Genomic DNA, 21951 nt, shown 5'->3' on the forward strand with positions numbered 1-21951 from the left:
TAATTATTCTTCTTTAGCTGCTGCCTTTTTCTTTGCCGGTGCCCCTTTTGCATCTTCAGACGTGCTCTGCTCTGCATTCTCTGCTGATTCTTCGTTATCTTTGCTAAAATAATGTTCCCTTACTTTTTTGTCAAGTTCTTCCATAATTTCAGGATGTTCAGCAAGATAATTCTTGGCATTCTCACGTCCCTGTCCAATCTTTTCATTATTATATGCAAACCATGCACCACTCTTCTGTACAAGTCCTATACTTACTGCAAGATCCAGTATATCACCCTCAACAGATATTCCCTTGCCAAACATAATATCAAACTCTGCTTCCTTAAATGGTGGTGCCACTTTATTCTTTACAACCTTAACTCTTGTTCTGTTACCAATAACTTCGCCACCCTGCTTGAGCGTCTCAATTCTTCTTACATCCATTCTTACTGATGAATAAAACTTCAAAGCCCGACCGCCTGTTGTTGTCTCGGGATTACCAAACATAACTCCAACTTTTTCACGAAGCTGGTTGATAAATATAACAATACAGTTGCTCTTGCTTACAACCGGTGTAAGCTTTCTTAACGCCTGTGACATAAGTCTTGCCTGAAGACCAACATGTGAATCGCCCATATCGCCGTCTATCTCTGCCTTAGGAACAAGTGCTGCAACAGAATCGACAATAATAATATCAACAGCTCCTGAACGCACCATTGTCTCTGTTATCTCAAGTGCCTGTTCACCACTGTCAGGCTGTGATATATAAAGATTATCAATATCAACACCTATGTTCTTGGCATATACAGGGTCAAGGGCATGCTCTGCATCTATAAATCCCGCTATACCGCCACGTTTCTGTACTTCTGCAACCATATGAAGTGCAACTGTTGTCTTACCACTTGATTCAGGACCATATATCTCAACAATTCTTCCCTTTGGAACACCGCCGAGTCCAAGTGCTATATCAAGGCTTAATGAACCTGTTGGAACTGTCTCTACATTAAGATTATAATTAGACTCACCAAGCTTCATAACTGAGCCTTTACCAAACTGTTTTTCAATATTTGCAAGTGCGGCATCAAGTGCCTTAATCTTTTCTTCTTTAACCATACTTCTCCTCTCCTTAGCACATATTCTTATACATGCACATCATGAACACCTGTTCGTAAAATATATAATATATTATTGTCCAGCTGATGTCAAGTATAAAGCGAATATTTGTTCTCATTTACATAATTAATATTAATTTATAGTATGAGTATATCATGCTATATTTTATTTGTAAAGTTATTTTTTAAATAATAAATTAAAAATATCAGCAATTAGTAAAAACATACCAATCACTGATACTTTATCATCAGGCAATTTATTTTACAACATTAAGAACAAGTTTTAAAGCCTCATCTGCTGCCTGTGAACGTATTTCCATACGGTTTCCTTTAAATGAATATTCCTTAACAGTAACATTTCCGTTATAAAAACAGCCGATAAAAACACAGCCAACCGGTTTTCCATCCTCTGTATCCGGTCCTGCTACGCCTGTAACAGACACGCATACATCTGCTCCAGCTGCCTTTGCACCGCCTTCTGCCATCTCACATGCAGTCTGGCTGCTCACAGCATAATATTTTTCCAGTGTTTCTTTTTTTACACCAAGCACTGTATGTTTTGCTTCATCACAATATGTTACATAAGCCTGTTTCAACACTGCCGAAGCTCCCGGAACATTCACAATCCTTGACGAAATCATCCCACCTGTACATGATTCTGCCGTTGTTACAGTAAGCTTTTTTTCTTTTAAAACATCAACAACATGCTTTTCAAGAAGACCATTATTTCTTAATTCCATAAATGCTGCTCCCTTCAGATAAAACTTTCCGTTTTATTTTGATGAACCTTCAATAAATACCTTGTAATTCTTTGCAATATAATCAATCAGCGAAATCACTGTAAGTGCAAGTGCAATATATACAACTGCCATGTTTATTATGTTCATATATTTAAATGGCAGATCAAGAACAAGAAGAATTATCATTATCATCTGAAATGTTGTCTTGAATTTTCCCCAATAGCTTGCAGCAATAACAACTCCATTATCAGAAGCAACAAGCCTGAATCCGCTTATTATAAATTCTCTTGCTATAATAACAATGACAATCCATCCTGCAAGTTTTCCAAGGTCAACAAGTGCGATAAGTGCAGAGCAGACAAGAAGTTTATCTGCAAGCGGATCCATAAATTTACCGAAATTGGTCACCAGATTATATTTTCTTGCTATTTTTCCATCTAATAAATCAGTAAGACTTGCTATTATAAATATCGCAACTGCTATATAAGCATTTCCTTTTCCCCAGAAATCTGTATATATAAATATCAGAAAAAAAGGTATTAATATTGTTCTAAGAATTGTAAGTTTATTTGGCAGATTCATATATTCCTCCATTCTTCCATGCCTAATCGCACAGACTACCTATCAAATCGTATTCCATTGCACCGTCAATACGTACTTTAACTATATCACCCGACATAAGATTAGCATCTGTTTTTACAAAAACAAATCCATCCACATTAGGTGCATCTTTATATGAACGGCCTACATAAGTATCATCATCTTCAATCTTGCCTTCTATAAGACAGTCTATAACTTTTCCTACCATTTCTTCCGACTTGTCGAGCGAAACTTCCTGCTGTAGTTCCATGACTGCATCTCTTCTTTGCTCTTTCACTTCTTCATCAATCTGGTCTGGCATAACTGCTGCCGGCGTATCCTCTTCAGGTGAATATGTAAATACTCCAAGCCTGTCAAATTCCATCTCATCAACAAAATCAAGCATTTCCTCATGGTCTTTTTGTGTTTCGCCGGGAAATCCTGTTATAAGTGTTGTGCGGAGTGCAATATCAGGTATATTTTCACGGAGTTTATTTATTACATCTTTAAGTTCCTGCTTTGTTGTTCTTCTGCCCATTTTCTTCAAAATGCTGTCACTGGCATGCTGTATCGGCATATCCAGATAATGGCAGACTTTTGGCTCATTTTTGATAACTTCAATAAGAGCGTCATCTATTTCTTCAGGATAGCAGTAAAGTATTCTTATCCATGCAATATCCTTAATTGCAGCAAGTTTTTTTACAAGCTCTGCAAGCATTTTTTTACCATAAATGTCAACACCATAAACCGTTGTCTCCTGTGCGACAAGTATGAGTTCCTTAACGCCTTTTTCAGCAAGTTGTTCAGCCTGCTTAACAAGATATTCCATTGGATAGCTCCTGTAATTGCCACGCACCTTTGGAATAATGCAGTATGTGCAATGCTTATCACATCCTTCTGCAATCTTTAAATATTCATAATAACCGCCTGTAGTTATTATTCTTTCATCCTTCGTCATTACAAGTCTGTCCGCATCATCTATACAGCTGTATCCCTTGCCTTCAAGAACTGATAATACAACTTCTGCAATTTTATCATATGAAGCTGTTCCAAGAAGAGCATCGACCTCAGGGATTTCTTTTTCTATTTCATCATGATAACGGTGTGCAAGACATCCGGAAACAATAAGTGCCTTACATTTTCCGTCTTTTTTATGCTCAGCCATCTCAAGAATTGTATCAATGCTTTCCTGTTTTGCATCATGTATAAAACAGCATGTGTTTACTGCTATTACATCAGCTTCATATTCATCATCAGTAAATTCAAATCCTCTGTTTCTTAAAATACCAAGCATATTTTCTGTATCTACAAGGTTTTTATCGCACCCTAAGGACACAAACATTATTTTCATGTATTAATCTCCATTCTTTTAAATCTTTTATCAATATACCCATGCACTTATATCAACGTCTCCGTTTATTCCGTCAACTCTGCCTTTGCTTGTATACTGCCACATATTTACACGGCCGCCATATGTATATTCAGTATTTCTGTACTGTGCCAGCCATATTTTGCATGATGAAAACAGATTACCTGAATATATTTTATTTTCAAACCAGTCTTTATTTGCATATGCCATAGCTGTGTATCCGCTGTTCATTACTGTTCTTGCAAATGCATTTATTACATCTGTTCTTGTTGAAGCAGATATTGAATTGGCTCTTCCTTCTTCATAACTGTTTCCTGCCCATTCTACATCAATTGCAAGTGGAAGTGTCACATTGTATCCACGGCATTTTTCTACTATAAAGCTCGCCTCTTCGACAGCTTCTTCAGTATTTACCGCCTGTGTGACAATATATGCACCGACACGGATTCCTGCATTTATTGCACCACGCATATTCTGTTCAAAACGCCTGTCCTGTACAAGTCTTGCAGTTCCATATCCTCTGTAACCCACACGGATAATTGCATAATCAACTCCGGCTGCTTTGACTGCATTCCAGTCAATATCTCCATTATACGTCGAAACATCTATCATTGTACATGATGAAAGTTTACCATTTCCGTCAAAATAATATTGCAATCCATCTATATTCTGCCAGCCTGTCACACGCTGTGAACCCCTGTAATAATATCTGTTTCCGCCAATATTATGCCAGCCATCGCCATATTCTTTTACAAGAACCGGTGAAAGAGTATATACATCATACAATTTCCCGTCTGATGCTGTTTGTGTCTCTTTTTCAGCTGTTGTCTGTGATTCCTGTTTTTTATCACTCTTTACAAGAAATGTACTTATAACACTTTTATCACCATCTGTAACAGAAACTGTTGTTCTTTCTTTTACCAGTCCTTCAAATTCTTTTATTTCATCATTATTTTCTATAAAACATGCTGCTTTTTCATATGATGCAATATCAGAATCGGAAAATAATGCCGTGCTTACATTTTTTGTCTCATAAACATATGAATCATTCTGTGTTTTTATATGAGAAACCACACCATTATTATCATCCAAATACGATGGCGGTGTTATCACAATTGAGCCATTCGGCGTTACCGGCTCATCTTCCGGCTCATCATCCCTGCCATTCTCCGGATCTTCTTTAATTGTGCTTTCATCTTCATATACAACACTTTCAAGAATATTTTCTATAACTGTATATTTTACAAGTGAAACTTCCGCCGCATCAGGAAGTGCGAATCCCTCATATGCCTTTGCAACAAGCGTGTATGTTCCCTCATTCAGGTCAGTTATAACAACTTCTCCATCCTGATTATCATCTTCATACTCTGTTGCACCGGTCTGTGCAACTACGTCTTCTGACTGGCTGCCATTTTCCTGTGTCTGTACTGCCGTACTTTCTTTAAGATTATCTGTACCGCTCTTTTTATCATTTTTAAGTTTATCAACTTTTTCCTGATTTTCTTCAATGCTTCCGCTTAAAAGACGTACTGCAAAATTATGTCCTGTCACAGCTTCTCCTGATTCATTGACAAAATGAGCTGTTATTGAACTCTCTTCTGCATTTGCTTCAAGCATGAGATTTTCAAGCTTTTTTGGTTCTTCTGTCGTCTGTTCCTGCGTTACAGTCTCAGCCTGTGTTGTCGTCTCTTCAACAGCCAGCGTCTGTTTTGTGCCTCTTTTATTTACTGAAATAACCACACAGGTAACGGCTGCTGCTATAACAACAGCAACGATTCCTGCCGCCGTAAGTGTTTTTTTATTTTTAAAAACCCCAGACAAAACATTGGAAAAATCCTTTTTTTCTTTAACCTCTTCAACTTCAAGAATTTCTATTTCATCATCTTGATTATTTTCCTGTTTTATTTCTGTCTTTACTTCTTCCTGTATATTACTATTCTCTTCCACTGCTATTTTCCTCTCTTTAAAACACAGATATTTTCAATATGCTCCGTATATGGAAATAAATCAAATGGCATACATTTTTCTGCCTTATATCCGCCTTTTTCAAGAATCTTTACATCTCTTATCTGTGTATCAGGATTACAAGAAATATATACTATGCTTCTTGGCTTTATCTTTATAAGAGATTTAAGAAATGCTTCATCAGAACCACTTCTTGGAGGGTCCATGATTACAACATCTGCTTTTTTATTCCGGGCATATTCAACAAGGAAATCACCTGCATCACCCTCAAAAAATCTTATATTTTTTATATTATTGATCTGTGCATTAACCTGTGCATCCTCGACCGCTTTCGGATTAAGTTCTATGCCGATAACATTTCCTGCATACTTTGCAGCTGTTATTCCAATTGTTCCTATTCCGCAATATGCATCAACAACTGTATCATTTTTATTTATCCCGGCTGCCTTTATCGCTGCTTTATAGAGTTTTTCTGTCTGTTTGACATTTATCTGGTAAAATGAATCAGGACTTATTCTGAACCTGTTAGAGCAGAGTACATCTTCAATATATCCCTTTCCATAGATGACAATATTTCTTTTTCCAAGCACCATGCTTGTTGACATATTATTAATATTCTGAACTATCGTCGTCACAGACGGGCATGCTTTTAATAATTCTTTTATAAAAGCATTTTTTGACGGAAACTGCACCTGTCCTGTTACAAGGACAACCATCGTCTCATCCGTTGAAAATCCTCTTCTGATAAGAACATGTCTTATAAATCCACGTTTCGTATCTTCATTATAAGGCTGATACTTAAATGACTGAAATAATCTTCTCAATTCTTTTAAAATATTTTCCGACTGGGCATCTTCTATCATACATCCGTCAACCGGAATTATTTTATGTGTGCCTTCTTTATATGTACCTGTAATTATTCTGCCGTCCCTGTTGGTTCCAACTGCAGCATGAACTTTATTGCGATAACAGACTGGTCTGTACATTCCTGTTATCTTTTCACATTCTGCAACACCTCTAAAAAGTTCCGTAACATGTTTTTGTTTTAAACTTAAAGTTTTATCATATGGAACTTTTGTATAACAGCATCCGCCACAGTCATTGCTTACAGAACATGTTATTGTTTTATCTTCTTCAATATATTTTCCGCTCAACACTGCCTCCTGTATCTCTTTTCAGAAAAAAACAGCCATGCAGAATCTGTTGCATGGCTGAGCCTTTATCAATTAATCTTCGTCTGCTGAAGTATTATCAACAATCTTAATCTTTCCTTCGTATAATTCCTTAACTGCAACAGATAATGGTTTCATATCTTCTGCATTATCAATGAGCTCTTTACCCATGAAAATCTTTCTTCTGTCTTCCGGAGTCTTCTTAGGTGCTCTGTCCTTACCGTCTTTATCAGGAATTGTAATCTTGTCATACTTTTCCTCAAGATATCTTGCATCTATAATCTGCTTTGCTCTCTCTGCTGTCGCCTTGACAATTGAGTAGCGGCTCTGTACTACTGCCTGTTCTCCTTCTTCTGCTCTGCTGTTTACAGCTTCCATTAATTCTGAATATGATGGATGTAACATATATAACTCTCCTTAAATTAATATTTTTTTAAATCTTGTCTTATCTGGTTAATTACCTTAATGTTATCAGCATTGTCCGCACTGCACTCTGCAAGTACATCTTCTTTTCTGTGCGTAATATCATCAATGCATACAGCACATTCTTTAACTGTATCATTGATAACTATATAATCATATTTTTCAACACCTTCTGATTCTTTGGCAGCTTTTCTTAATCTTGCAATTATTGTCTCTTCATCTTCTGTTCCTCTGCCTCTGAGTCTCTTCTCAAGTTCATCGGCATCAGGTGGTGTTATGAAAACAAGAACTGCCTCAGGAAATATCTTCTTAACATTAAGTGCACCAACACTTTCTATCTCAAGAATCACATTCCTGTTTGCTTTTATCTGCTCCTCAACATAATCTCTTGGAGTTCCATAATAATTATTAACATACTGGGCATGTTCAAGGAATCTGCCCCTGCTAATCATATCTTCAAACTCCTCTTTTGTCTTGAAGAAATATTCTCTGCCATCCTGCTCGCCTTCTCTCGGCTTCCTTGTAGTTGCAGATATTGATAAAGAATAATTATCATGCTCTTTTAAAAGCTCTTTTATCACTGTGCCTTTACCTGCTCCGGAAAATCCTGAAACAACAAGCAGTGTGCCTTGATTATTCATAATCAGCCTCTTTTCTGTCAAAAATATGTACGAATAATTATATCTGAATTTTGAAAAACAATCAAGTTATTTATCAATATTAATTATTCTATATTCTGTATCTGCTCACGCACTTTCTCTATAAGTGTCTTTAAATCTATAGCAGCATTAGAAATCTCTATATCATTTGCCTTTGACAAAATCGTATTAGACTCCCTGTTCATCTCCTGTGCGATAAAGTCCATCTTTCTTCCTATGCCGCCGGTCTCCTCAAGGCACTTACGTGCATGTGAAATATGACTTCTTAATCTTACTGTCTCTTCATCAACGCATATCTTGTCTGCATATATAATAACTTCTGTTGCTATTCTTGATTCATCTATCTGTGTATCACCAAGAAGCTGTGTAACTTTATTTTCAAGCTTGCTTCTGTACTCTTTCATAATCTGTGGACTTCTGCTCTCAATAAAATCAACAAGTTCTTCCATATGGTTAAGTTTATCCTGCAAATCATTTTTAAGATTTGTTCCCTCAAGAATTCTTGTCTGTTCAAACTGCGAGCAGGCATTTTCCAAAGCTTTACTTATAAATGCCCACAACTCTTCCTCATCTTCCGTCTCTTCCTGCATAGTAATAACTTCAGGATATCTTGAGAGTGAAGTTATTGTTATGTCATTCTGTTTGCCGAACTGTTCAGCCATGCTGTCAAGTATATTCATATACTCAGCCGCAAGATCACTGTTATATTTCAAATGAACATTACTGTCAGCTGTATCTTCATATGAAATAAAAATATCTATCTTACCTCTCTGTGCATATTTTTTAAGCACTTCTCTCATACGTGCTTCAAAAATATTCAGCTTTTTAGGCATCTTTATTCCAGCCTCGAGATATCTGTGATTTACAGACTTCATTTCAATTGTTATTGTTCTTGTTCCCTCGCTTTGCTCACATCTGCCAAAGCCGGTCATACTTTTTATCATTGTGTCAGCCATACCTTTCCGCTATGATAATATATTTAATCATCAAAATCACTTATCAGCTAATTATATCAATAATATAGCAAAAGTACAAGACACAAGTTCATTTTTATGCTAAAATAAGCAAGAAAACAAAGGGAAAATCCTCTCCTCACCACTGGGCATAGTGCATCAAAGATGCACATTTGGATTTTTCCTTCGGAAAAACAAGGAGGACAAATCCTCTCCTCACCACTAGGTTCGGATTTTTCCTTCGGAAAAACAAGGAGGATTTTATGGCACTTGATGGTATTGTCATTTCTAATATAAAACATGAACTAAACGAAAAGCTCATCGGAGGAAGATTATATAAAATTGCACAGCCGGAAGCTGATGAACTTCTTCTTACAATAAAAACGCAAAACGGCCAGTACAGACTTGTAATTTCTGCTAATGCAAGTCTTCCGCTTATATATCTTACTGATGATAATAAGCCAAGTCCGATGACTGCCCCTAATTTCTGCATGCTTTTAAGGAAACATCTCGGAAACGGACGTATTATAGGCATCACGCAGCCCGGTCTTGAGAGAATTCTTGATATTGAGATTGAACACTTGAATGAAATGGGGGATGTATGCCGCAAACATCTTATAACAGAATTCATGGGCAAACACAGCAATATAATATTCTGTGACGGCGACACAATCCTTGATAGTATCAAGCGTGTTTCATCACAGATGAGTTCTGTAAGAGAAGTTCTTCCGGGACGAAAATATTTTATTCCCAATACATCAGATAAGAAAAATCCACTGAATACGAATTATGACGAATTTAAAAACACAGCACTTACACGCCCTGTGAGCACATCAAAAGCAATTTATTCATCATATACGGGTATCAGTCCTGTCGCTGCAGAAGAAATATGTTTTGAAGCTTCAATCAATTCTGACAAGCCTGCGAACTGTCTTGAGGAAAATGAAAGTCTTCACTTATTCAACATTTTCAGCAATATAATGGATAATATTAAAAATAATATTTTCACTCCAAATATTGTATACATCGGAGATGAACCAAAAGAATTCTCATCAATTCCGCTTGAAATGTTTGACAAGTGTACAAAATATGATTCTGTCAGCACTCTTTTAAGAGATTTTTACTCAAAAAAAGATGCTGTAACACGAATCCGCCAGAAATCATCTGATTTAAGGAAAATAGTTTCAACGGCACTTGAACGCTCTGTTAAAAAAGCCGACATACAGGAAAAGCAGTTAAAAGATACTGAAAAACGTGATAAATACCGTGTTTACGGCGAGCTTATAAACACCTACGGCTATAATATTCCGGAAGGCAGCAAGGAATTCAAAGCTCTTAATTATTATACTAACGAGGAAATCATAATTCCTCTTGACCCAACACTCACACCACGCGAAAATTCAGTAAAATATTTTAATAAATATAATAAACTGAAACGTACTTTTGAAGCCGAAAGTGTACAGATAAAAGAAACCCGTGCCGAAATAGCACATCTTGAGTCAGTCGCCTCATCACTTGACATTGCTGTATCTGAGGACGATCTTGCACAGGTCAAGGAAGAATTAATTGAGTCAGGATATATACATCGTCATCAGACACCATCAAAGAAAATTAAAATTGTAAGCAAACCGCTTCACTTCATATCATCCGACGGTTTCGACATATATGTAGGCAAAAATAATTTCCAGAATGATGAGCTTACTTTCAAATTTGCAAACGGCAGCGACTGGTGGTTTCATGCAAAAAATATGGCAGGCTCACATGTCATATTAAAAACTGACGGCAAAGAAATTCCTGACCGTACCTTTGAAGAAGCAGCCGCACTCGCAGCACATTTTTCAAAAGGACACAGCCAGGATAAAGTTGAAGTTGATTATGTTTTAAAGAAAGAAGTTAAAAAACCTGCCGGTTCAAAGCCCGGTTTTGTTGTATACTATACAAACTACTCAATGATAGCATCAACTTTTATAGACGAGATAAAGCAATGCTGATGATGCTATAACATCAATCACGCCGCATCCTGCATAGATTGCAGATATGCCGCCAAAACCAAGAATTAATATAGCAGCTATACTGATAATTGCATAACCGATTGTGATTATCAGTATATTTTTTAATTCAAAAAACTTTTTCTGTGCACATATTATACATAATACTGCCAGAATTGTAATAAAAAATATATCCAGAACAAAACATATCATATATGCTGCCCCTGCTCTGTCTGTCATATCACACACATTTTCATTATATGAAAGTGTTCCGAATATTGCGGGTGGATTCATCCAGAAAACAACGCATCTTATAAGAGCGGCAGCTGTAAAAACAGCTCCCATTATCACAGCAAATATTCTTTTCAAATGAATTCTAAGCACTCCCATTATAAAAAGCGTTATAACTGAAGCCACAAAAACAATAAGCCACTTTGGCATTGAAAAAAGGAACTTATCACCAAAATAATAATCTTTTAAAATATCATAAAGCTGCCCTGACACATCACTGTAACCCGAAGCAATTCTTATTGCCCATTCTCTTGCTACATCAAATATTAATGATGTAAAAAACAATGGTATTATAAGAAGCCATCCAAGATTACTCTCAGCCTTGTAAATAGTCATCTTTGGTATTCCACTTGACTTTACAATTGCTGACGCAAGCAGACTTACAAGTATAAGCAATATTCCTGCAATAAGAAGATGAAGTTTTATAAGTCTTACAACCGTAAACTGTGTATCAAACTCTCCAAGATAAATTTTTGCGAACACTTTATGCATAAATTTATTTTTTTCAAGAACGTATGCAAGTATAAGATATATTCCTGTTACAACATCAAAAATTATAGCCGTATTAAGACATATATCCGTTCCTCTAATGCGAAAAAACACACCTGCAATTCCAACTATTGTTGTAAACAATGCAATTCCAAATATTATCTGATATATAGCATTCATTCCCTTATAATACACAAGATTGTAAACAGAAACAGCTGAAGCATCAGATGTAACGCCACCATTATTCAGGTCTTTTATTATTTTTGTAAAAACAGTACTTCCCGCACCAAATATTAAAATTAGAGCCAGTGCAGCCATAAGTACGGCTACACTGACAACTCTGATAAGAACAATTTGATTCTTCTTCATTTTCATGACATCCTAAACTGTTACTTTTCTAAAATTCTTCTTGCCTTTTTTAACAACTACGCCATCTTCAAATAATTCCATAGGAAATACTGCATCAATAGCTGATACTTTTTCACCATTAACGCTTACGCCGCCCTGCTCAACAGCTCTTCTTGCTTCTGATCTTGAAGACGCAAGTCCTGCCTGATGAACAATTGAAATAATATCGATATTTCCATCTTTAAAAGATTCTTTTGAAATTACAGCTGAAGGCATATTCTGTGCATCTCCACCAGTAAATATAGAACGTGCAGTCTCTTCTGCCTTCTTTGCTTCTTCTTCTCCATGAACAAGCTTAGTAAGTTCATATGCAAGAATTTCTTTTGCTTTGTTAAGCTGTGCACCTTCCCAGCTGTCCATCTTTTCAATCTCTTCAAGTGGTATAAATGTAAGCATTCTGATACATTTTAATACATCTGCATCATCTACATTTCTCCAATACTGATAGAAATCGTATGGTGATGTCTTATCAGGGTCAAGCCATACTGCACCTGACTGTGTCTTACCCATCTTCTTGCCTTCAGAGTTGAGAAGAAGTGTAATTGTCATTGCTGACGCATCCTTTCCTAATTTCTTTCTTATAAGTTCTGTACCGCCAAGCATGTTACTCCACTGATCATCACCACCGAACTGTAAATTACATCCGTATTTCTTGTAGAGCATAAGGAAGTCATATGACTGCATAATCATATAATTAAACTCAAGGAAGCTGAGTCCTTTTTCCATTCTCTGCTTATAACATTCTGCTCTAAGCATATTGTTAACAGAAAAACATGCTCCGACTTCACGTAAGAAGTCAACATAATTAAGATTTAAAAGCCAGTCAGCATTGTTAGCAAGTATTGCTTTGCCATCTGAAAAATCAATAAATCTTGACATCTGTTTTTTGAAACATTCAACATTGTGCTGAATCTGTTCTTCTGTCATCATCTTACGCATATCCTGTCTGCCGGACGGATCGCCAATCATAGCTGTACCACCGCCTACAAGTGCAATAGGTTTGTTACCTGCCATCTGAAGTCTTTTCATAAGACAGAGTGCCATAAAATGACCTACATGAAGACTATCAGCAGTTGGGTCAAAACCAATATAAAATGTAGCTTTCCCATTGTTAATTAAATCTTTTATAAGCTCTTCGTCAGTAACCTGGGCTATAAGTCCTCTTGCTACTAATTCATCATAAAGTGTCATATGTTTATTCCCCACTTCCCGTTTTACAATATTTTCTAAAATGCCATACTAAATTATCATTTTTTTACGCCTGTCAACTATGGAACATATAATAATACCGATTAATATTCCAACACAGTCAATCAGTACATCTGTAACGCAGCCGTTTCTTCCCGGAACGTATAATTGATGAAATTCATCTGAACATGCAAATGCTGCCGTTGCAAAAAAACTTATAAATCTGACGAGCTGCCAACTGACACCATCAACTGTAAATGCCAGATAAACAAGACATGCAAATATTGCATATTCAGTCATATGTGCTGCTTTTCTTACAGGCAATTCTATCTTGTCTATAAGTTCCTGTCTGCCATTCCAGCGTACATCTACAAGATGTACGCTGTCAGCAATATCAACTATGATACCTGCTGCCTTACGGCTGAGATTTCCCGAATTTTCACCATTCTGTCCCGAAAATCCGAATATCATAACCGCACAAATAATAGCAGGAATCCATATAAATATTTTTAAAAATTTACTTTTCATAAATGTCATCACGACATATGCTCATGATGTAACAATTAGATTGTTACAACACGCATTGTATTTGTGAGACCTCTCTTTGATGTTGGAGAAGAGTTTGTTGCTATACCGGCAGATACAATGACAACATCTCCCTCGCCAATATATCCAGCATTCTCTGCTGTGACAAGTGCATGCTCAATAATCTTATCTGTAGAAGTCTCAATAGCAGTTTTAACAGGTTTTACACCCCAATAAATCTGCATTTTTCTAAGAACAGAATCATATGGTGAACATCCAACAATCTGTGTATCCGGCTTGAGCTTAGATGCAAGTCTTGCTGTAAATCCTGAAATTGTAGGGCATACAATTGCTTTTGCATTTAAGTTTTCTGCTGTCTGTACAGTTGCATTAGTAACAGCACTTGATACTCCTCTCTTTGTATGAAGCTTAGCATAGTCTGCATACTTCTTAGGTAAATCCTGCTCTGTAGTCTCAGCAATCTTAACCATCATCTTTAATGCTTCAAGAGGATACTTACCATTAGCTGTCTCACCTGAAAGCATAACAACGTCTGTACCATCATAAATAGCATTGGCAACATCAGTAACCTCGGCTCTTGTAGGACGTGGATTACGAATCATTGAATCAAGCATCTGTGTAGCTGTGATAACTGTCTTATATGCTGCATTACATTTTTTGATAATTTCCTTCTGGATATGAGGAACCTGCTCAGCAGGAATTTCAACACCCATATCACCACGGGCAACCATGATACCATCAGCAACTCTGATAATCTCATCAAGATTCTTAATGCCTTCTGCATTCTCAATCTTAGCAATTACAGGAATATCTGCATTATGAGACCAGAGAAGTTCCTTGATTTCCTGAATACAAGCTGCATTTCTTACAAATGAAGCTGCAATAAAATCAAATCCCTGTTCAATACCAAATAAAATATCATCCTTATCCTTATCTGTGATACCCGGGAGACGGATACTTACATTAGGAACATTAACACCTTTTCTTGAACCAAGCTCACCGCCATTTACTACTGTACATTCAATATCAGTGCCATCTATAACATTATTTACACAAAGTTCAATAAGACCATCATCAATAAGAATTGTATTTCCCTTTGAAACATCCTGTGGAAGACCTGCATATGTGATTCTTCCGATTGTCTCATCACCAAGTACGTCTCTTGTTGTAAGTGTAAACTTCTGATTTTCTTTAAGTGTTACTTTCTTATCGTCCTTGAGGTCACCTGTTCTTATTTCAGGTCCCTTTGTATCAAGCAATGTAGCAATAGGAATATTGAGTTCTTCTCTTACACTCTTAACTAATGCGAAACGTCCTGCCTGCTCTTCATGATCACCATGAGAGAAGTTAAATCTTGCAACATCCATTCCTGCAAGAGCAAGACTTTTGATGAGTTCTCTGTCATTAGTATTAGGACCCATTGTACAAATTATTTTAGTTTTTTTCATTCTGACCTCCAAAATAAACTTTAATTCAATTAATTTTATCTCATACTAAACACAAATACAGATTATTGCATAAATCTTTTATAATAGCAATAAGAAAAAATACTGTTTTTTCAGTACTATATTGATACTAACATATTTATGCCGTTCTTTCAAAACATTTTTTAATTTTTTTGTGTATTCTGATTGTTATTATCACCTGTAACATGTATATGTGTATACAGATGATCCTGACAATATTCAAGATTGCCTGCACATTTTGTGCAGAATCTGAATGTAAGATTATCGCCATCCAGCTCTGTCCTGTTACAGACAGCACATCTGTGCTTTGTACCTCTCGGATTAATATACGGTTTATTGGCACTATCCCATGTGCTTTTTTCAGAGTTCGCATTATAAAATCTCTCGTTGAAACTTCCCGCATTTTTTCTTGCCTTATCAGCTCTTTTCTCAGCTTTACGATAATTCTTCTGTGTATATGTCCTGCCAGGTGCCTTTCTTGTAGCAAAAAAGAAAATGATAAAATTAAGCATTGAGATTAATGCACATGTTGCCATAACATAACATGTATATGAATTACCGGCAAGAAGTCCTGCATTATAAAATCCTCTCCATATAGCCTTAGGCATTACAGGTGTAAGATATCCGCCAATAATCGTTATTGCAAATATAATTCCATCAAGCCATCCAAGCCACTTCATCTTTATAGGAAGTACAAAAAACAGAAGGACTTCCGTATCTGCCTGTTCGACCGCAAATGCTAGAAACAGTGCAAGATTAATATAATATGTTGACATGTTAAATGACCAGCCAAATATAATGTAAATAACAAATGCTGCAATAATATGCAGGATTACTCCGCTGAAATAATAGACATTAAACTTAAATGAACCCCATATTCTCTCAAGTACAGTTCCGATTACATAATAAAAATATAATGTAAATACCATAAAAATAATGCTGCTTGACGGTGGCTGCAAAATAAACGTAACCAGTCTCCATACCTGACCATGCAGTACCTTTGCCACATCAAGACTAAGATAATAAGTATATACATCAGGTGCGAATAATTCTATAACAAACCCTACAAGATATATACCTATAATATAATACATAAGATTTGGTATGGCATATTTACCAAATCTACGTTCTAACTTATCAAAGAATTTCATACTTTAAACAAGCCCCTTTCAACGCCTTTGTGCTAATTAAATTTAGTATAAATATATAAACTGTTTTTGTCAACGAATCATCACTGTTCTTTTATAAAAAATATATTAAAACTCTAAAATTTTGCATTGCCATAATATGTAAAATCAATAAAATAAGGTTATAATGTTGAAATTTATTTTTTTTCATAATATAATGAAACGAATCGCATTATTCGACAAATTATAATTAAGGAGGCAGGCACTTTTTGCCTGATATTTTTATGAATTCATATAAACTTGGAATTGATATAGGTTCAACCACCGTTAAAATTGCCCTTATTGATGACAACAATACAGTGATTTTTTCAGACTATGAACGTCATTTTGCCAATATACAGGAAACATTACAGTCGCTTCTTGAAAAAGCTGTAGCTTCTGTTGGTAATTTTAACTGCCACCCTGTAATTACAGGTTCAGGCGGTCTCACTCTTGCCAAACATCTTGAAGTTCCTTTTACGCAGGAAGTTGTTGCCGTTTCCACTGCTCTTCAGGCTGAAGCTCCGCAGTGCGATGTTGCAATAGAACTTGGTGGAGAAGATGCCAAGATTATATATTTCACTAATGGTGTTGACCAGCGTATGAATGGTATCTGTGCCGGCGGTACAGGTTCTTTTATTGACCAGATGGCTACTCTTTTACAGACTGATGCCTCAGGCCTTAATGAATATGCAAAGAATTACAAATCTATATATCCTATCGCTGCAAGATGTGGAGTTTTCGCAAAATCAGACATCCAGCCTCTTATCAACGAAGGTGCAACAAAAGAAGATTTGTCAGCTTCTATTTTTCAGGCTGTTGTTAATCAGACCATATCAGGTCTTGCATGTGGTAAGCCAATCCGTGGCAATGTTGCATTTTTAGGTGGTCCTCTTCACTTCTTATCAGAGTTAAGAGAAGCTTTTATACGTACATTAAATCTTGGTCCTGACCAGATTATTGCCCCAGAACATTCTCATCTTTTTGCAGCAATCGGTTCTGCAATGAATTACAAAGAAGATATATGTGTTGATGTTTCAGACATTATAAAACGTCTTCAGGGCAAGATTAAACTTGACTTTGAAGTTGAACGTATGGAGCCTTTATTTGAAAATAAAGAAGCTTATTCTTCATTTACAGAAAGACATAATAAAGCAAAAGTTCCTACTGCTGACCTCGCATCATACAGTGGCAACTGTTATCTTGGTATTGATGCCGGTTCTACAACCACAAAAGTTGCACTCGTAGGCGAAGACGGTAAACTCCTCTACTCATTTTACAGCAGTAACAATGGTTCTCCGCTTGCCACAACAATACGTGCCATCAAAGACATTTATACAAAGCTCCCTAAAGATGCCAAGATTGTACAGTCATGTTCTACAGGATACGGCGAAGCTCTCATAAAATCAGCACTTATGCTTGATGACGGCGAAGTTGAGACAGTATCACACTTCTATGCTGCCGCATTTTTTGACCCTGAAGTAGACTGTATCATTGATATCGGCGGTCAGGATATGAAATGTATCAAGATTAAAAACCAGACTGTTGATTCAGTACAGTTAAATGAGGCATGTTCGTCAGGATGTGGTTCATTCATTGAGACATTTGCCAAATCACTTAATTACTCTGTTCAGGACTTTGCAAAAGAAGCTCTTTTTGCAAAACATCCTATTGACCTCGGTACAAGATGTACTGTATTCATGAACTCAAAAGTTAAACAGGCTCAGAAAGAAGGTGCAGAAGTTGCTGATATTTCTGCCGGACTTGCATACTCTGTTATCAAAAATGCACTTTACAAAGTTATCAAAATTTCTGATCCGGGTGACCTTGGAAAACATATCGTTGTTCAGGGTGGTACATTCTACAATGATGCTGTCCTTAGAAGCTTTGAAAAAATCACAGGCGTAAAGGCAGTCCGTCCTGACATTGCAGGTATAATGGGTGCATTTGGTGCCGCATTAATAGCCAGAGAACGTTATGACGGAATTTCAGAATCTACAATGCTTTCTATAGACAAAATTAACGAGCTTACATACAGCACAACAATGACACGTTGTAAGGGATGTACCAACAACTGCTACCTTACAATTAATAAATTCTCTGGCGGAAGACGTTTCATTACAGGAAACCGCTGTGAACGCGGACTTGGAAAAGAAAAAACAACTGAAAAAATGCCAAATCTTTTTGAGTACAAGCTTCACAGACTTTTTGATTATGAACCACTTGCAGAAGATGCTGCAACGCGGGGAACTGTCGGCATCCCTCGTGTGCTTAACATGTATGAAAATTATCCTTTCTGGTATACATTTTTTACAAAATTAGGATATCGCGTCGTTCTTTCACCACAGTCAAGCAGAAAGATTTATGAACTCGGTATTGAGTCGATACCATCAGAATCAGAATGTTATCCGGCAAAACTTGCACACGGACATGTAACATGGCTTATTAAACAGGGTGTTAAGTTTATCTTCTACCCATGCGTTCCTTATGAACACAAAGAAATTGAAAAAACAAACAATCATTATAACTGTCCGATTGTAACATCTTATGCTGAAAACATTAAAAATAATGTAGAAGAATTAAAAACTGAAAATATTGATTTTAGAAATCCATTCCTCTCTTTTGAAAATGTTGAAATTCTTGAAAAACGTCTTTCTGAAGAATTCAATAACATTCCGTCATCACAGGTAAAAGCAGCTGTTAAAGATGCATGGAATGAACTTATGCAGTCAAAGGAAGACATACATAAAAAAGGTGAAGAAGTTATCAAATACCTTGATGAAACCGGTAAACGCGGTATCGTCCTTGCCGGTCGTCCATATCACGTTGACCCTGAAATCAACCATGGTATTCCTGAACTTATCAATTCATATGGCATTGCTGTTTTAACAGAGGATTCAGTCTCCCATCTTGGTAAAGTTGACCGTCCTCTCATCGTTATGGACCAGTGGATGTACCACTCAAGACTTTATGCAGCTGCAAGCTATGTTAAGACAAAAGATAACCTTGATCTTATCCAGCTTAATTCTTTCGGATGCGGTCTTGATGCTGTTACAACAGATGCAGTAAATGATATCCTTACAAAGGCCGGTAAAATATATACTGTACTTAAAATTGACGAAGTTAATAACCTTGGTGCTGCAAGAATCCGTGTACGTTCACTCATCGCAGCTTTAAAGGTACGTGAAAAGAAACATTACCAGAGAAAGATTGAAAGTGCTGCATTTAGCAGAGTAGAATTCACACCTGAAATGAGAAAGAATTATACTATTCTCTGCCCTCAGATGTCACCAATCCATTTTGACCTGCTTGGTCCTGCACTCTCATCATGCGGATATAATTTTGAAGTTCTTGACAATGACAATAAGTCATCAGTTGATATGGGACTTAAATATGTAAATAATGATGCATGCTACCCTTCTCTTATGGTAGTCGGACAGATTATGAATGCTGTTCTCTCAGGTAAATATGATTTAAGCAAGACAGCTATTATCATCACACAGACAGGCGGCGGATGCCGTGCATCAAACTATATCGGTTTCATCAGACGAGCACTTTCAAAAGCTGGATTATCTTATATTCCTGTAATATCACTCAGTGCACAGGGGCTTGAAGTCAACTCAGGTTTTAAATACGACCTGAAAATGCTCAAAAAAGCAATGATGGCTATTGTTTATGGTGATGTATTTATGAATGTTGTATACAGAACACGTCCATATGAGAAAGTGCCAGGTTCTGTCAATGCTCTCCATGAGAAATGGAAAAAAGTATTAATTGAACAGCTGACACAGCCTAAAGTTTCTATGCGTGAATACAATAAAAACGTCCGTGCAATAATAAAAGATTTCGATAATATTGAACTTCTTGATATTAAGAAACCTAGAGTTGGTGTTGTAGGAGAAATCCTTGTAAAATTCCTTCCTTCTGCCAACAATTACATTGTAGACCTGCTTGAAAGTGAAGGTGCTGAAGCTGTTGTTCCTGACCTTATGGGATTCCTGCTTTACTGTGCCGAAAATGCAAACTTCAAGCGTGATTACCTCGGTGCTTCAAAGAAATCAGCATTTTTGAACAATTCAGTTATTAAAATTCTTGAATGGTTCAGAAAGAGCTCTACAAAAGCATTAAAAGAAAGCAAGCGTTTTACTGCTCCATCAAGTATCCAAGAAACAGCTGCTCTTGCAAAAGACCTTGTTTCACTCGGCAACCAGACCGGTGAAGGATGGCTGCTTACAGGCGAAATGATTGAACTCATACATAATGGTGCAGGAAACATTGTATGCTGTCAGCCATTTGCATGTCTTCCTAACCATATTGTTGGTAAGGGCGTAATTAAAGAGCTTCGTGCTGCTTTCCCTGAGTCAAATATCATTGCAGTTGACTACGACCCGGGTGCTTCAGAAGTCAACCAGCTTAACAGAATCAAGCTTATGCTCGCAACCGCAAATAAAAATCTTGCAAAAGAATCTAAGTAGTGTTATTATTAGATTAGTTTTTAAAACGTAGCTTTATTTTATTTAGTAAAGGGGATTGATTATTCAATGTTTATGTTATTTATTGGTCCAATCATTGGAGTTGCTGTTTCAATTATCGCCACAGTTGTAATTGTATCTTCTGTTGGTGCATTAGCAGACAGCGAATTAGATTCAGATGAATAAAACTTTCTAGTTTTCATTCATATTATTGTTCTCCTAATATTGAGTGTTTAATTCGCTCAAAAAATCCCCCGGGTGTCATCAGACACCCGGGGGATTTTATTACGTATTTCTATATATTTTCTATCTGCCAGTCAATCGGCTCTACTCCATTTGCTTTCAAAAATTCATTAGCTTTGCTGAAATGTTTACAGCCAAAAAAGCCTCTGTATGCTGAGAGCGGACTTGGATGAGGTGCTGTAAGTATAAGATGCTTTGGATTAGTAAGCATTGGGATTTTACTTTGTGCCGGTCTTCCCCAGAGCATGTATACAATAGGTCTGTCCTGTGCATTAACAGCCTGAATAACTGCATCTGTAAAATTTTCCCAACCTCTTCCCTGATGCGAATTGGCCTGATGTGCACGTACTGTAAGTACAGTATTTAATAGCAAAACGCCCTGGTCTGCCCACTTTTTCAAATATCCGTTATTAGGAATATAACATCCACAGTCCTCATGCAGTTCTTTATATATATTCTGCAATGATGGTGGAATATCATGCTGTGATGGAAGTACAGAAAAACTTAACCCATGTGCCTGATTTTCATTATGGTATGGATCCTGTCCAAGAAGCAGCACTTTCACTTTACTTAAAGGTGTAAAATGAAATGCATTAAATATATCTTCTGCAGGCGGATATATAATTGTTTTACTATATTCATCCTTTACAAATGTATATAATTTTTTGTAATAATCCTTTGAAAATTCCGGGCTTATTGCATCAAGCCAGTCATTATTAATCATTGACATATTTTATACACCT

Annotated in this window: 18 protein-coding genes; 2 read left to right on the forward strand and 16 right to left on the reverse strand. The window is 36.5% G+C overall.

Going from position 1 to position 21951, the window contains the following annotated elements:
* Positions 1-3: 3 nt before the first annotated feature.
* The 9 genes from recA to WMO38_RS06020 all read right to left on the reverse strand — a co-directional run bounded on the left by recA (position 4) and on the right by WMO38_RS06020 (position 8942).
* Positions 4-1092 (reverse strand): recombinase RecA, encoded by a 1089-nt coding sequence (gene recA, locus WMO38_RS05980; protein WP_349161883.1) that lies wholly within the window; start codon positions 1090-1092, stop codon positions 4-6.
* 256 nt (positions 1093-1348) lie between these two features.
* The gene (locus WMO38_RS05985; RefSeq protein ID WP_349161884.1) at positions 1349-1831 is read right to left on the reverse strand and encodes a CinA family protein; all 483 of its coding nucleotides are present in this window, start codon (positions 1829-1831) and stop codon (positions 1349-1351) included.
* Positions 1832-1864: 33 nt separating this feature from the next.
* The gene (gene pgsA / locus WMO38_RS05990; RefSeq protein ID WP_021866635.1) at positions 1865-2413 is read right to left on the reverse strand and encodes a CDP-diacylglycerol--glycerol-3-phosphate 3-phosphatidyltransferase; all 549 of its coding nucleotides are present in this window, start codon (positions 2411-2413) and stop codon (positions 1865-1867) included.
* Positions 2414-2435: 22 nt separating this feature from the next.
* On the reverse strand, positions 2436-3761 hold the full coding sequence (gene rimO, locus WMO38_RS05995) for a 30S ribosomal protein S12 methylthiotransferase RimO (RefSeq protein ID WP_021866634.1): 1326 nt from the start codon (positions 3759-3761) through the stop codon (positions 2436-2438).
* A 30-nt stretch (positions 3762-3791) separates the two neighbouring features.
* Positions 3792-5726 (reverse strand): glycoside hydrolase family 25 protein, encoded by a 1935-nt coding sequence (locus WMO38_RS06000; protein WP_349161885.1) that lies wholly within the window; start codon positions 5724-5726, stop codon positions 3792-3794.
* Positions 5727-5728: 2 nt separating this feature from the next.
* Positions 5729-6901: a 23S rRNA (uracil(1939)-C(5))-methyltransferase RlmD gene (gene rlmD, locus WMO38_RS06005; RefSeq protein ID WP_435390993.1), complete on the reverse strand. Its 1173-nt coding sequence runs from the start codon at positions 6899-6901 to the stop codon at positions 5729-5731.
* Positions 6902-6970: 69 nt separating this feature from the next.
* Positions 6971-7321, reverse strand: a complete 351-nt coding sequence (locus WMO38_RS06010; protein WP_021866631.1) for a DNA-directed RNA polymerase subunit omega — start codon at positions 7319-7321, stop codon at positions 6971-6973.
* Positions 7322-7338: 17 nt separating this feature from the next.
* Positions 7339-7980, reverse strand: coding sequence for a guanylate kinase (gene gmk, locus WMO38_RS06015; protein WP_021866630.1), 642 nt, complete (start codon positions 7978-7980; stop codon positions 7339-7341).
* A gap of 83 nt (positions 7981-8063) precedes the next feature.
* Positions 8064-8942: a YicC/YloC family endoribonuclease gene (locus WMO38_RS06020; protein ID WP_186836961.1), complete on the reverse strand. Its 879-nt coding sequence runs from the start codon at positions 8940-8942 to the stop codon at positions 8064-8066.
* Between the two features lie 272 nt (positions 8943-9214).
* Here WMO38_RS06020 and WMO38_RS06025 point away from each other — a divergent pair, with 272 nt between their 5' ends.
* Positions 9215-10942: an Rqc2 family fibronectin-binding protein gene (locus WMO38_RS06025; protein ID WP_349161886.1), complete on the forward strand. Its 1728-nt coding sequence runs from the start codon at positions 9215-9217 to the stop codon at positions 10940-10942.
* Here the strand turns inward: WMO38_RS06025 and WMO38_RS06030 are convergent.
* The 5 genes from WMO38_RS06030 to WMO38_RS06050 all read right to left on the reverse strand — a co-directional run bounded on the left by WMO38_RS06030 (position 10910) and on the right by WMO38_RS06050 (position 16478).
* The gene (locus WMO38_RS06030) at positions 10910-12088 is read right to left on the reverse strand and encodes a hypothetical protein (protein WP_349161887.1); all 1179 of its coding nucleotides are present in this window, start codon (positions 12086-12088) and stop codon (positions 10910-10912) included. The genes WMO38_RS06025 and WMO38_RS06030 overlap by 33 nt on opposite strands.
* 12 nt (positions 12089-12100) lie before the next feature.
* A complete protein-coding gene (gene tyrS / locus WMO38_RS06035) occupies positions 12101-13318 on the reverse strand; it encodes a tyrosine--tRNA ligase (protein WP_349161888.1) in 1218 nt (405 codons plus the stop codon).
* Positions 13319-13366: 48 nt separating this feature from the next.
* Positions 13367-13843, reverse strand: coding sequence for a VanZ family protein (locus WMO38_RS06040; RefSeq protein WP_349161889.1), 477 nt, complete (start codon positions 13841-13843; stop codon positions 13367-13369).
* 35 nt (positions 13844-13878) lie between these two features.
* Entirely contained in the window at positions 13879-15309 is a 1431-nt protein-coding gene (pyk, locus tag WMO38_RS06045) for a pyruvate kinase (protein WP_349161890.1), read from the reverse strand.
* Between the two features lie 161 nt (positions 15310-15470).
* Entirely contained in the window at positions 15471-16478 is a 1008-nt protein-coding gene (locus WMO38_RS06050; protein WP_349161891.1) for a rhomboid family intramembrane serine protease, read from the reverse strand.
* Positions 16479-16738: 260 nt separating this feature from the next.
* Between WMO38_RS06050 and WMO38_RS06055 the strand changes: the two genes are divergently transcribed.
* Positions 16739-20968, forward strand: coding sequence for an acyl-CoA dehydratase activase-related protein (locus WMO38_RS06055; protein ID WP_349161896.1), 4230 nt, complete (start codon positions 16739-16741; stop codon positions 20966-20968).
* A 59-nt stretch (positions 20969-21027) separates the two neighbouring features.
* On the opposite strand, the gene WMO38_RS06060 is transcribed toward WMO38_RS06055, so the two are convergent.
* Entirely contained in the window at positions 21028-21168 is a 141-nt protein-coding gene (locus WMO38_RS06060; protein ID WP_021866620.1) for a hypothetical protein, read from the reverse strand.
* A 92-nt stretch (positions 21169-21260) separates the two neighbouring features.
* Positions 21261-21938, reverse strand: a complete 678-nt coding sequence (locus WMO38_RS06065) for a uracil-DNA glycosylase (protein ID WP_349161892.1) — start codon at positions 21936-21938, stop codon at positions 21261-21263.
* Positions 21939-21951 lie beyond the last annotated feature (13 nt).

It is taken from the genome of Lachnospira hominis (ex Hitch et al. 2025) (genome assembly GCF_040096395.1).
In the GTDB taxonomy this organism is placed as follows: Bacteria; Bacillota; Clostridia; order Lachnospirales; family Lachnospiraceae; genus Lachnospira; species Lachnospira hominis.

Bases quoted from the DNA above. Each gene is read 5' to 3' on its own strand.
- pgsA (WP_021866635.1), bottom strand. From the start codon at position 2,413: ATGAATCTGCCAAATAAACTTACAATTCTTAGAACAATATTAATACCT.
- gmk (WP_021866630.1), bottom strand. From the start codon at position 7,980: ATGAATAATCAAGGCACACTGCTTGTTGTTTCAGGATTTTCCGGAGCA.
- recA (WP_349161883.1), bottom strand. From the start codon at position 1,092: ATGGTTAAAGAAGAAAAGATTAAGGCACTTGATGCCGCACTTGCAAAT.
- WMO38_RS06060 (WP_021866620.1), bottom strand. From the start codon at position 21,168: ATGAAAACTAGAAAGTTTTATTCATCTGAATCTAATTCGCTGTCTGCT.
- WMO38_RS06050 (WP_349161891.1), bottom strand. From the start codon at position 16,478: ATGAAATTCTTTGATAAGTTAGAACGTAGATTTGGTAAATATGCCATA.
- WMO38_RS06030 (WP_349161887.1), bottom strand. From the start codon at position 12,088: ATGAAGAAGAATCAAATTGTTCTTATCAGAGTTGTCAGTGTAGCCGTA.
- pyk (WP_349161890.1), bottom strand. From the start codon at position 15,309: ATGAAAAAAACTAAAATAATTTGTACAATGGGTCCTAATACTAATGAC.
- WMO38_RS06040 (WP_349161889.1), bottom strand. From the start codon at position 13,843: ATGAAAAGTAAATTTTTAAAAATATTTATATGGATTCCTGCTATTATT.
- WMO38_RS06055 (WP_349161896.1), top strand. From the start codon at position 16,739: ATGAATTCATATAAACTTGGAATTGATATAGGTTCAACCACCGTTAAA.
- rimO (WP_021866634.1), bottom strand. From the start codon at position 3,761: ATGAAAATAATGTTTGTGTCCTTAGGGTGCGATAAAAACCTTGTAGAT.
- WMO38_RS05985 (WP_349161884.1), bottom strand. From the start codon at position 1,831: ATGGAATTAAGAAATAATGGTCTTCTTGAAAAGCATGTTGTTGATGTT.
- WMO38_RS06010 (WP_021866631.1), bottom strand. From the start codon at position 7,321: ATGTTACATCCATCATATTCAGAATTAATGGAAGCTGTAAACAGCAGA.
- WMO38_RS06065 (WP_349161892.1), bottom strand. From the start codon at position 21,938: ATGTCAATGATTAATAATGACTGGCTTGATGCAATAAGCCCGGAATTT.
- WMO38_RS06025 (WP_349161886.1), top strand. From the start codon at position 9,215: ATGGCACTTGATGGTATTGTCATTTCTAATATAAAACATGAACTAAAC.
- tyrS (WP_349161888.1), bottom strand. From the start codon at position 13,318: ATGACACTTTATGATGAATTAGTAGCAAGAGGACTTATAGCCCAGGTT.
- WMO38_RS06020 (WP_186836961.1), bottom strand. From the start codon at position 8,942: ATGATAAAAAGTATGACCGGCTTTGGCAGATGTGAGCAAAGCGAGGGA.